At 48.0% G+C, this 11,573-nt stretch carries 9 protein-coding genes; 6 read left to right on the top strand and 3 right to left on the bottom strand.

The window, feature by feature from the left end; all coding sequences use genetic code 11:
- Positions 1-186 precede the first annotated feature (186 nt).
- From AC4EVX_RS12130 to codY, 4 genes are all read left to right on the top strand, one after another.
- A complete protein-coding gene (locus AC4EVX_RS12130; protein ID WP_177977122.1) occupies positions 187-1,719 on the top strand; it encodes a YifB family Mg chelatase-like AAA ATPase in 1,533 nt (510 codons plus the stop codon).
- A 3-nt stretch (positions 1,720-1,722) separates the two neighbouring features.
- Positions 1,723-2,934 (top strand): DNA-processing protein DprA, encoded by a 1,212-nt coding sequence (gene dprA, locus AC4EVX_RS12125; protein ID WP_490160290.1) that lies wholly within the window; start codon positions 1,723-1,725, stop codon positions 2,932-2,934.
- A 5-nt stretch (positions 2,935-2,939) separates the two neighbouring features.
- Positions 2,940-5,045: a type I DNA topoisomerase gene (gene topA / locus AC4EVX_RS12120; RefSeq protein ID WP_490160289.1), complete on the top strand. Its 2,106-nt coding sequence runs from the start codon at positions 2,940-2,942 to the stop codon at positions 5,043-5,045.
- A 322-nt stretch (positions 5,046-5,367) separates the two neighbouring features.
- Positions 5,368-6,147 carry a GTP-sensing pleiotropic transcriptional regulator CodY gene (gene codY, locus AC4EVX_RS12115; RefSeq protein ID WP_177977946.1) on the top strand — a complete coding sequence of 260 codons (780 nt, stop codon included), beginning with the start codon at positions 5,368-5,370 and terminating at the stop codon, positions 6,145-6,147.
- Between the two features lie 147 nt (positions 6,148-6,294).
- Here codY and AC4EVX_RS12110 read toward each other — a convergent pair whose 3' ends face one another.
- From AC4EVX_RS12110 to AC4EVX_RS12100, 3 genes are read right to left on the bottom strand one after another with little or no spacing between them, the layout of a single operon-like run.
- Complete coding sequence (locus AC4EVX_RS12110) at positions 6,295-7,455, bottom strand: glycoside hydrolase family 28 protein (protein ID WP_490160288.1); 1,161 nt, start codon at positions 7,453-7,455, stop codon at positions 6,295-6,297.
- A gap of 33 nt (positions 7,456-7,488) precedes the next feature.
- Entirely contained in the window at positions 7,489-8,415 is a 927-nt protein-coding gene (locus tag AC4EVX_RS12105) for an AEC family transporter (protein WP_490160287.1), read from the bottom strand.
- The gene (locus tag AC4EVX_RS12100) at positions 8,400-9,086 is read right to left on the bottom strand and encodes an FCD domain-containing protein (RefSeq protein WP_177977890.1); all 687 of its coding nucleotides are present in this window, start codon (positions 9,084-9,086) and stop codon (positions 8,400-8,402) included. Before AC4EVX_RS12100 ends, AC4EVX_RS12105 begins: the two co-directional genes overlap by 16 nt.
- Positions 9,087-9,399: 313 nt before the next feature.
- Here AC4EVX_RS12100 and rpsB point away from each other — a divergent pair, with 313 nt between their 5' ends.
- Complete coding sequence (rpsB, locus tag AC4EVX_RS12095; protein ID WP_177977889.1) at positions 9,400-10,134, top strand: 30S ribosomal protein S2; 735 nt, start codon at positions 9,400-9,402, stop codon at positions 10,132-10,134.
- Between the two features lie 154 nt (positions 10,135-10,288).
- Positions 10,289-11,227, top strand: a complete 939-nt coding sequence (gene tsf / locus AC4EVX_RS12090; protein ID WP_177977888.1) for a translation elongation factor Ts — start codon at positions 10,289-10,291, stop codon at positions 11,225-11,227.
- Positions 11,228-11,573 lie beyond the last annotated feature (346 nt).

The raw sequence follows: 11,573 nt of genomic DNA, 5'->3' as shown, positions 1-11,573 counted from the left end.
TCATACTACTTATTAATATTCTTATTTGTTTCTTGTTTTTTATATTTTTAAATGGCAATAGTTCTTTATCATCTCATTTGAATTTCAAGGTAACAAATCTGGGAAATCAGTTTGTTTTTCTATAATCGAATCAAATATCAAAATATTAAAACCTCAAAATCTTAAAACGAAAGGAGTCGAATCCCTATGTTTAAACGCGCATTTAGTGCAGGTCTACTCGGTGTAAATGGCTGTGTGATTCAGGTGGAAGCAGATGTGAGCGATGGTTTACCCGGATTCCATATGGTAGGATTTCTTGCTTCTGAAGTAAAAGAGGCAGAACAGCGAGTTCGCACTGCAATAAAGAATTCCGGTTTTACACTTCCACCGAAAAAAGTGACGATCAATCTCTCTCCGGCGAATCTACGAAAAGAGGGAACGGGATATGATTTCTCAATAGCGATCGCGGTGCTTTCTGCTCATGGAATTATAAAAAGTGAAATCTTAGAATCATCGGGTTTTCTTGGAGAGCTCGGACTCGATGGTTCCCTCAAACCTGTCCGTGGAGTGCTCTCAATGGTGCTTGCGATGGGAAAGACCGGAATAAGACGCTGTTTTCTGCCAGAAGAGAATGTACAGGAAGGACTTGCCGGTGAGGTGATGGAAATTGTTAAAGTCCAGACACTTGCGGAACTTGTGAGTCTTATCCGTGATCCAGATTCTATTGTGTATGAGAAAGCAGATAAGAATACATCCCAGCCTCCCATTTCCTACTCCGTAGATTTTTCGGAGGTAAATGGACAACTTTTGATGCGACGTGCGACCGAGGTGGCAGTTGCCGGTCGACACAATCTGCTTTATATCGGACCACCAGGAAGTGGAAAGAGCATGATGGCATCGAGAATTCCAACAATCATGCCGAAGCTTTCGCGGGAGGAACAGATGGAGATTTCACAGATTTACAGCATATGCGGACTTTTGCCTCCGGGACAGGCACTGATGGGACTTCGCCCGTTTCGCGCCCCGCATCACACGATCACAGCTCAGGCATTGACAGGAGGTGGAAACCGTCCAAGACCCGGAGAGATCTCCCTGGCATCCCGCGGAGTGTTATTTCTCGATGAGCTTCCGGAGTTTCAGCGTCAGACGCTTGAAATTCTACGCCAGCCTCTTGAGGAGCATCGGGTAACCGTTGCAAGAATTTCTGGGAGTTTTGAATTCCCGGCGCATTTTATGCTTGTTTCAGCGATGAATCCATGTCCATGTGGCTATTATCCTGATCGCAAACGGTGCAGGTGTTCAAAAATGCAGGTCAGACGGTATGCAGACCGAATCTCCAGACCGCTTTTAGACCGAATTGATATCTGCGTCGAGGCTTCTTCCGTCGCTTTCGAGGAAATCCGGACGAAACAGAAAAATGAGTCATCTGAGACAATCCGAAAACGGGTTGAGATGGCACGCAAAATTCAGAGAGCGCGTTTTGCAGGCACTGGAATCTATTTTAACAGTGAGATGGGAGGCAGACAGATCGAGAGATTTTGTGAACTTGGAGCGACGGAAGAACAATTTTTGGAAAAGATTTACAAGAGATTGTCTTTAAGTGCGAGAGGCTGTCATAAAATTTTGAAGGTGGCAAGGACAATAGCAGATCTTGAACAGTCAGAGCAAATTTTGCAGAGCCATCTTGCAGAAGCAGTGAGTTACCGGGAAATTGAGGAAATTTACTGGGGAGGGAAATAAGCCATGGGAAAAGAAAAAAACGAGAATCCGGAGAAAGAGCGGGAGGTTCTCTACTGGCTGAGCAAACTGGTGATTTTGGGAGCCGTGTCGATCCGGAAGATTCAGGAACATTTTAGAAGTCTGGGTGCATTTTATGAGATGATGTTTGAGAGTGGTTTTAGCTTTGCGTGCACGAGCAAGAAAGGTGTTAATAATATAGAAGAAAAAAGTACAGTTGAGGCATTTCTGGAAAGAGAATGTCCATTTCTCTCAAAACGCCAGCAGATGGCAATCCTTTCTCACCGCGCAAACTACGAGACCTGCAAAGCGGAATTTGAGGAACTTTCCGAGCGAGGAATGCGCTTTGTGATTTGGTGTGACGAGGAATATCCAGAGAAACTTCGGGAAATCTATGACTATCCGATGGGCTTGTTTGTGAGAGGAAAATTGCCGGACCAGAATCATCCGGTCGTAGCAGTCGTCGGAGCACGAGGGTGTTCCGAATACGGGGAACAGCTTGCTGAGCGTTTTTCGATGACACTTGCCGAGAATGGAGTCCAGATTGTCAGTGGACTCGCCTCCGGAATCGATGGAGCGTCGCACCGGGGAGCTCTCCGGGCGGGAAAGCCGACATTTGGGGTACTTGGATGTGGGGTGAACATCTGCTATCCGTCGGAGAACTTTCGGATCTATGAGGAGATGGGGCGCACAGGTGGGATTCTCTCTGAGTTTGGTCCCGACACTCCGCCGAAAGCGATGAATTTCCCGATGAGAAATCGGATTATCAGTGGGATGGCGGATGCGATTGTCGTTGTGGAGGCGCGTGCAAGGAGCGGATCTCTGATCACAGCAGATCTTGGAATGGAACAGGGAAGGGAGATTTTTGCACTTCCGGGAAGAGTCACCGATCACCTGAGTGAGGGGTGTAACCATCTGATCCAGCAGGGCGCACATTTGGTGACTTCGCCGGAAGATGTGCTGCAATTTCTCGGAGTAAAGTACCAAAAAAAGTTAATAATCCATGAAAAAAATGTAAATGGTCTTGCAAAGAAAGAAAAATTGGTGTATAGTTGCCTAGATTTCAAACCGAAACATCTGGATCAGATTGTGGCACAGACCGGTCTTGGCATCAGCGATTGTATGGGGATTTTGCTGGAACTGGAGCTGGGCGGATATGTGTTTCGATCTGCAAATCATTATTATGGAAAAAAGTCTGATATGTGGGAGAACGGATAGGAACTATGGCAAACAGTTTGGTTATCGTAGAGTCGCCTGCAAAGGTAAAAACAATCAAAAAATTTTTAGGTTCAAATTATGTGGTGGATGCTTCAAACGGACATGTGCGGGATCTGCCAAAGAGTACGCTCGGTATTGATGTGGAGCATGACTATGAGCCGAAGTACATCACGATTCGAGGAAAGGGAGATATTCTGGCGAAACTGCGCAAGGAAGTCAAGAAGGCGGATAAGATTTATCTGGCAACCGACCCGGACCGTGAGGGAGAGGCAATCTCCTGGCATTTGACAAAGGCACTCAAGTTGGATGAGGCAAAAGACAAGAAGGTATATCGAATCAGTTTCAATGAGATCACGAAGAATGCAGTCAAGACATCCTTAAAGAATCCGCGTGCGATTGACATGGGACTTGTGGATGCTCAGCAGACGAGAAGAATTCTTGACCGTATGGTTGGATACACGATCAGCCCTCTGCTCTGGGCGAAGGTGAAGCGCGGACTGAGTGCGGGACGCGTGCAGTCTGTTGCACTTCGCATGATCTGTGATCGCGAGGATGAGATCTCGGCATTTATTCCGGAGGAGTACTGGAATCTTGAGGCGAAACTTCAGCAGAGCGGAAGCAGGAAGATCATGACAGCGAAGTTCCACGGAACAAAGCAGGAGAAGCTCTCAATCCACAGCAGAGAAGAGGCAGAGCGAATTGTGGCAGATCTTCAGGGCAAGAGCTTTATTGTGGAGGATATCCGAAAGGGTGAGCGCACAAAGAAACCGCCGATCCCGTTCACAACAAGTACGCTTCAGCAGGAAGCCTCCAAGGTGCTCAACTTCTCCACACAGAAGACGATGCGTTTGGCACAGCAACTTTACGAGGGCGTGGATGTGCAGGGACGCGGAACAATCGGTCTGATCACCTACCTGCGTACCGATTCCACCCGTATTGCGGATGAGGCGGATGCGATGGCGCGCGAGTATATCAACAGCAATTACGGAGAGAAGTATGTGCTCCAGAATGAGCAGGCGCGCAAGTCGAGTGCAAAGATTCAGGACGCACACGAGGCAATTCGTCCGACGGATATTACGCTGACTCCGGCGATGGCAAAGGAATCTCTCTCGAGAGATCAGTTCCGTCTCTATCAGCTGATCTGGAGACGATTTACGGCGAGCCGTATGCAACCGGCGATTTACGAGACGACATCTGTAAAGATCGGAGCAGGGGATTACCTGTTTACGATGTCAGCTTCCCGTCTCTCCTTTGATGGATTTATGACGGTCTATGTGCAGGAGGATGACACGGAGGCATCGAATACTCTGTCAGGAAAGCTCGAGAAGGGCGATGTGCTCACACTCTCTGCGCTTGAGCCGAGTCAGCACTTCACCCAGCCACCGGCACACTACACCGAGGCCTCTCTTGTAAAAGCGATGGAGGAGCAGGGAATCGGTCGTCCGAGCACCTATGCACCGACGATCACGACGATTCTTGCGCGCCGTTATGTCACAAAGGAGAACAAGAACCTCTATGTGACCGAGCTTGGCGAGGCAGTAAACGGAATCATGAAGAAGTGTTTCCCAAGCATTGTGGATCTTCAGTTCACGGCAAACATGGAGCTTTTGCTTGATAAGGTTGCAGACAACACTGTAAAGTGGAAGACGATTGTGGAAAACTTCTACCCGGATCTCGATGAGGCAGTCAAGACGGCGGAGAAGACGCTTGAGTCCGTTAAGATTGCGGATGAGGTGACGGATGTGATCTGTGACGTCTGCGGACGCAACATGGTCATCAAGTATGGTCCTCATGGCAAGTTCCTCGCCTGCCCGGGTTTCCCGGATTGCCGGAACACGAAGCCGTATCTTGAGAAGATTGGTGTCAAGTGCCCGAAGTGCGGCGGAGAGGTCGTGGTCAAGAAGACGAAGAAGGGACGTCGCTACTATGGATGCGAGAATAATCCGGAGTGCGATTTCATGTCCTGGCAGAAGCCTTCCGACAAGAAGTGTCCGGAGTGTGGAAGCTACATGGTAGAAAAGGGAAATAACCTTCTTTGCTCGAATGAGCAGTGCGGATATCGCATGACTGTTGAGAAGAAACGTGAAGAAGAGACGCACGAAGAAAAGTAAGTAGTAATGTAGGAAGTCGTGAGTAGTAGCGTGAGTAGTAGATAGTAGGAAGCAAGTTTTTGGATATTCAGCCACTCTGCTGAAAAATCGGATTGCAATTTCGCAAAAGAAATCGCAAACATTCGGCGGGGTGGCTGTTTTTGTGCGTTTTTTCAATCTGCACAAAGAACGATTACATTGAACTATTATAAAAAATAAGTAAATTAGAAAAATAATGAAAAAATTTCAAAAAACTCTTGTTATTATTTGTGTATCGTGCTAAGATTTAATCAGCAAATCGGTATCGTGGCAGAAATACAGATAATTGAGGAGGTTTTTTGAAATGAGCGTACAGCTTCTGGATAAAACTAGAAAAATCAACAAGTTATTGCATAATAATAACTCACACAAAGTTGTATTTAACGACATCTGCAAAGTGCTCAGCGAGATTTTGTCATCCAACATTCTGGTCATCAGCCGGAAGGGAAAAGTGCTCGGAGTAGGTCTCTGTCCTGGTGTGGATGAGATTGAGGAGCTGATTGAGGACCAGGTAGGCGGTTTCGTAGATCGCATGCTCAATGAGCGTCTGCTCAGCATTCTGTCCACAAAGGAGAATGTAAACCTTGCAACTCTCGGCTTTGCAGAGGAGAATGTCAAGAAATATCAGGCGATTATCACCCCGATCGACATTGCGGGAGAGCGCCTTGGAACTCTGTTTATCTACAAGTGTGACGAGCAGTATGACATCGATGACATTATTCTGAGCGAGTATGGCACAACCGTAGTTGGTCTGGAGATGATGCGTTCGGTCAACGAGGAGAATGCGGAGGAGACCAGAAAAATTCAGATCGTGAAGTCTGCGATCAGCACGCTGTCGTTCTCGGAGCTTGAAGCAATCACCCACATCTTTGAGGAGCTTGACGGAAATGAGGGTATCCTTGTTGCAAGTAAGATTGCAGACCGTGTCGGCATCACTCGTTCCGTGATTGTCAATGCGCTCCGCAAGTTTGAGAGTGCAGGCGTTATTGAGTCCCGTTCCTCCGGTATGAAGGGAACGTATATCAAAGTTCTGAACGATGTAGTCTTTGATGAGCTTAAGAATATCAAGGTTGCAAAGAATTAAGTAGGGTAAAACGCTAAGAAAATGAAATTATAAAAAAATAAAAAATAAGTACGATATAAGATAAGTAAGATAGGAAAATCCCATCACGGAAAAGTTCTGTGGTGGGATTTTATGGTTCCTTGAAACCTTTCCTAATAATAATTGACTTTAGACTTCCTTTTCTTTGGATTCCACATATTCTCGCTTATCCGGGAGATCACCGCGAAGTGCACAGCGCGTCAGGTGTACATTTCGCAGAGGACTTTCCGGGAGACCGGTCAGCTCAATTCCGCGTTTGGCGTGAGCGCAGGTGACGTCGCAAAATGCAATATCTTCAAATACAGGAGCCTTGTCGGAAGCGGGAATGGAGGTGCTTGAGCCGTAATTCATGCTGATCTGAATGGCTTCCTCGTCGATCTGCTTCATGGTGATTCGCTCAAAACGCAGGTTTTTGACATATCCGCCCCGTCCGCGCATGGATTTGACGCGGATTCCGCGCTCGCTCTGCGTGATCTCGCAGTCGTGCACATGAATATTTTCGATTCCACCGGACATTCCGCTTCCGATCGCAACTGAGGCATGACCGCCGTTGAAATGGCAGTTGCGGATCTCGATGTTTCGGCAGGGGCGATTGACGCGCCAGCCATCCTCATTCAGACCGGAATTGATTGCGATGCAGTCGTCGCCGGTGGAGAAGGTGCAATCCTCGATCAGGACATTTTCGCAGGAATCCGGGTTAAAACCGTCTGTGTTCGGACCCTCCGTCAAAACAGTAAGATTGCGGGCAGTGACATCAGAGCAGTAGACAGGGTGAATCGTCCACTGGGGTCCGTTTGTGATCGTGAAATCGCGCAGGATCAGATCATGACAGTCGATGAACTGCATAAAGGACGGGCGCAGGGCATCCGCTTCGGTCGCAAAGATTCGGTCTTTTGGTGCAATTCCCCGACTTTCCGCCCAGATCAGCCGGTCAGCGGCATTCTGCTGGAGCTTCTTCCAGTGCCACCATGCGCTTCCGTTTCCATCAAGGGTTCCCGGACCGGAGATCGTGATGTGTTCACAGTCCTTTGCATAGATCAGCGGAGAATAGTTGAAACATTCAACACCCTCCCAGCGGGTAAAGACGACAGGAAGATAGTCTTCGGGGCGGTTGCTGAATAAAATCTTGCTTCCCTCTTCCAAGTAGAGTGTGAGATTGCTCTTTAAATGCAAGGGTCCGCTCAGCCAGGTTCCGGCAGGGATTGAGACGGTTCCCCCATCCGGGCACTGATCGATCCAGCTCTGGATGGTTTTCAAATTTTCCTTATTCATTTTCTTATTTAATTCCATATCTATTCCTCCTAAAAAAATAAACGTTATACCTTATAAAAGAACCGTCAAAACAAAAGCATAGACCGGGAGCGTCAGGATGCTTGCAAGTGTGGAGAAGACGACTGCTCCCGCACCAAGCTCCTCGTCGTGGTGAAACTGAATGGCAAACAGGGTTGTGATCGCCGCGCAGGGGCAGGCTTCCAGGAGAAGAACGATCGTAGGAACCGTCCCGTGCAGTCCGAGCAGAGCAAAGACGGCGAGTGTCACAGCGGGCACGAAGAAGAGGCGCAGGGCGAGGGTGAGAAAGAGACTGCGATTTTTGAGCAGACGTCCGAGATCGCTTGAAGCGATCGTCGCACCGGTGATCAGCATCGAGAGCGGAGTGTTCATATCTCCGATCGTGCCGATTGGACCTGCGAGAAGCTCCGGAACCGGAATCCGCCCGAGATACAGGATGAGTCCGACGATCACGGCAAGGATGCAGGGACAGGTGAAAATGCTGTGAAGGACTTCTTTCATCTGTGTCTTTCCGGACACCATGCCGTAGCCGAGTGTCCACAGCAGGATGTTGAAGACGGTCACAAACGCGCTCGCGTAGAGAAGACCTTCGCTTCCGAACAGCGCGCGGATCAGAGGAAATCCCATGTAGGCGGCATTGGAAAATCCGCAGGCGAAGCGGATGATTGCGCGATCCTCCTTTGCGATTCCTCTCGTTGCGAGAAAAGCGAAGATCAGTCCGATCAGAAGCGCGAGCGTGCTGAGTACAAAAGCGGAGAGCAGGTTGTGAAAGGTCGCAGGGTCAAATTCGACGAGATAGGAGTGAATGACCATTGCCGGGACAACGAGATAGATCAGGATATTGGAGAGCACAGACTTTTCCGCTGGTTTGAAGATGCCGGTCTTACAGCAGAGGACACCTGCTAAAATCATGAGTAGGAGCTGAAACACCTGTTTTGCAGTGATTATTGCCAGAGCCATTTTACTTCTTCCTCCTTTGTGCGAGTCTCAGAGAGCATTCGGCGGTAGCCTTCCTCCGAGTTGTTTAAATGCAGGTTCATTGCCTGACATGCGCCCTCAGGATTGTTATCGAGCAGGGCATCTGCGATTGCGATATGCTCTTCACAGGCATGAAGGTAGCGCGATTCATCCCAGATGTTTGAGAGACTGCGGATGCGAAGCGTTTGTTCCATGAGCTGTTTTAAAATTTTCATCGCGTAGGAATTTCTGCAACCGCCGGAGAGAAAAAGATGGAAATCGGCATCGTGGTCGCTCTCGGAGTTTTCGATTCCGGGCGTGGAGGCACAGCGCTGATAATAGTCACGGCTGGCTAAGAGTTCGGTGCGGTTTAAATTCGGAAGGGAGAGGATCAAAAGCTGGGGCTCTAAAATCCGGCGAAGTTCATAGAGCTGGCGGATATCCTCGAGAGAGACCGGGGAGACGAGAGTTCCGCGCCGTGGCATGACATTTAGAAGCTTTTCGCGGACGAGTTCCTGAACGGCCTCGTGGACGGGGGTACGGCTGATTTCAAGTTGTTCTGCGAGTGCTTTCTCACTGATTAAAGTTCCGGGAAGCAGTTTGCCGGTGAGAATCTGTCTCTTTAGTGTTTCGTAGGCGAGGGTTTTGCGGTCGAAATTAGAAAAATCTGTCATGGCGGTTCAATCTGTCCTTTCTGTATGAGTGTGCGTGATGAGTGCACACACGGCGTAAAAAACATCTGATATATCAGTGAAAATCTGCTCGAAGTATACGCCGGAAATGCCGTGATGTCAAGAGTTTTCCTTCCGGATTCAATTTTTGAAAAAAATAGAAAAAAACCTCTTGTCAAATAAGAAAGGATATGATAAACTCAAAAAGTTGACAAAAATCACGTCTGCTGATTCTGACGGCGGTGCCCGCTTGGGTTCCGGAGGAAGTGCAAGAGGCAGGCGGAAGAAAAAAACCAAATTAAATGGAGGTAGTAACATGAGCGTTATTTCTATGAAGCAGTTACTGGAAGCTGGTGTTCATTTCGGACATCAGACAAGAAGATGGAACCCGAAAATGGCTCCGTACATCTACACCGAGAGAAATGGTATCTACATCATTGATCTTCAGAAGTCTGTTGGCAAAGTAGACGAGGCTTACAATGCTGTATTTGATATTGCTGCAAACGGTGGCACCATCCTGTTCGTTGGTACCAAGAAGCAGGCTCAGGACGCAATCCGTACCGAGGCTGAGCGTTGCGGTATGTTCTATGTAAACGAGAGATGGCTGGGCGGTATGATGACCAACTTCAAGACTATCCAGAGCCGTATCGCAAGACTGAAAGAGATCGAGACCATGTCTGAGGACGGTACTTTTGAGGTACTGCCGAAGAAGGAAGTTATCGAGCTGAAGAAAGAGTGGGAGAAGCTTGAGAAGAACCTTGGCGGTATCAAGGAGATGAAGCACCTTCCAGATGCAATCTTCATCGTAGATCCGAAGAAGGAGAGAATCTGTGTACAGGAGGCTCATACTCTGGGTATTCCGCTGATCGGTATCGCTGATACCAACTGCGATCCGGAGGAGCTGGATTACGTTATCCCGGGTAACGATGATGCAATCAGAGCTGTTAAGCTGATCGTTTCCAAGATGGCTGACGCTGTAATCGAGGCTAAGCAGGGCGAGGCAGCTGAGGTTGAGTTCGCTGAGGCTGGCGAGGCTGTAGAGGAGAACTAATTCTCTTCACAGACGTGTCTGAATGAGATCTCAGAGCTCAGAGGAGATTTCTGAGATCTTATAAAGAGATTTGGATATACGTTCATTTGTGACGGTTCATGGACTTTTGTTCTGTGGACCGTTACGTCAAATTTAATTCACGGAGGAGATTACAATGGCAGTTACCGCAGGAATGGTAAAAGAGTTAAGAGAGATGACCGGTGCTGGTATGATGGACTGCAAGAAAGCACTTGCAGCTACCGACGGTGATATGGACAAGGCAGTTGAGTTCCTGAGAGAAAAGGGACTGGCTGGTGCAGCTAAGAAGGCTGGCCGTATCGCAGCTGAGGGTATCGTTGTTACCGATCTGACCGCTGACGAGAAGAAGGCAGTTGTTGTTGAGGTTAACGCTGAGACCGACTTCGTTGCTAAGAACGAGAAGTTCCGCACCTTCGCAGCAGATGTTGCAGCACAGGCTCTGAAGACCACCGCTGGTTCTATGGACGACTTCATGGCTGAGAAGTGGGAGAAGGATCCGTCTCTGACCGTTAAGGAAGAGCTGTCCACTCAGATCTCTATCATCGGCGAGAACATGAACATTCGTCGTTTCGAGCAGGTTGAGGAGGAGAACGGTTTCGTTGCTTCCTACATCCATGCTGGCGGAAAGATCGGCGTTCTGGTTGACGTAGAGACCGACGTAGTAAACGATGCAGTTCGTGAGATGGCTAGAAACGTTGCAATGCAGGCAGCAGCTCTGCGTCCGCAGTACACCAGCCGTGACGAGGTTAGCGCTGACTTCATCGAGCATGAGAAGAGCATCCTGATGGCTCAGATCCAGAACGATCCGAAGGAAGCATCTAAGCCGGAGAAGGTTATCCAGGGTATGATCCAGGGTCGTATCAACAAAGAACTCAAAGAGATCTGCCTGCTTGATCAGGTTTACGTAAAGGCAGAGGATGGCAAGCAGTCCGTAGCTCAGTACGTTGCACAGGTTGCAAAAGAGAACGGTGCTAAGATCAGTGTTAAGAAGTTCGTTCGTTTCGAGACCGGTGAGGGTCTTGAGAAGAAGGAAGAGAACTTTGCAGAGGAAGTTGCAAAGCAGATGGGAATGTAATTTAATTCATTCTCCTCAAGCTTATAAATTTGTAGATGAATTTATAAAGATAAAGAGCAAAGAGCGTCGGAATCCATGTGGTTTCGGCGCTTTTTGTATAGAAGAACTATCCCGAAATGAACTCTCTCTAAGAAATTAGAGGGGGAGTCTTTTGTGCCTGAAATCCGAAGTCCGGTTGTTTTGATATCTCCAGCATCGCAATTAATGTGCCTCATCATTTTTTAGCATTAAAAAGGTAATGTTTTTCTTGTATATAGCAGAGCATTAGAGTATAATAAAACCAGTTTTTTCATGTTTAAAAGCTATAATAAGAAAATCGGCAAAACAGATGAAAGTCTGCGACGCA

It is taken from the genome of Brotaphodocola sp. (assembly GCF_983179755.1).
The sequence above is the reverse complement of the archived record's forward strand: the minus strand, read 5'-3'. Positions and strand labels throughout refer to the sequence as shown.

Coding starts and splice junctions, on each gene's coding strand:
- AC4EVX_RS12130 (WP_177977122.1), top strand. CDS start 187: ATGTTTAAACGCGCATTTAGTGCAGGTCTACTCGGTGTAAATGGCTGT.
- dprA (WP_490160290.1), top strand. CDS start 1,723: ATGGGAAAAGAAAAAAACGAGAATCCGGAGAAAGAGCGGGAGGTTCTC.
- topA (WP_490160289.1), top strand. CDS start 2,940: ATGGCAAACAGTTTGGTTATCGTAGAGTCGCCTGCAAAGGTAAAAACA.
- codY (WP_177977946.1), top strand. CDS start 5,368: ATGAGCGTACAGCTTCTGGATAAAACTAGAAAAATCAACAAGTTATTG.
- AC4EVX_RS12110 (WP_490160288.1), bottom strand. CDS start 7,455: ATGGAATTAAATAAGAAAATGAATAAGGAAAATTTGAAAACCATCCAG.
- AC4EVX_RS12105 (WP_490160287.1), bottom strand. CDS start 8,415: ATGGCTCTGGCAATAATCACTGCAAAACAGGTGTTTCAGCTCCTACTC.
- AC4EVX_RS12100 (WP_177977890.1), bottom strand. CDS start 9,086: ATGACAGATTTTTCTAATTTCGACCGCAAAACCCTCGCCTACGAAACA.
- rpsB (WP_177977889.1), top strand. CDS start 9,400: ATGAGCGTTATTTCTATGAAGCAGTTACTGGAAGCTGGTGTTCATTTC.
- tsf (WP_177977888.1), top strand. CDS start 10,289: ATGGCAGTTACCGCAGGAATGGTAAAAGAGTTAAGAGAGATGACCGGT.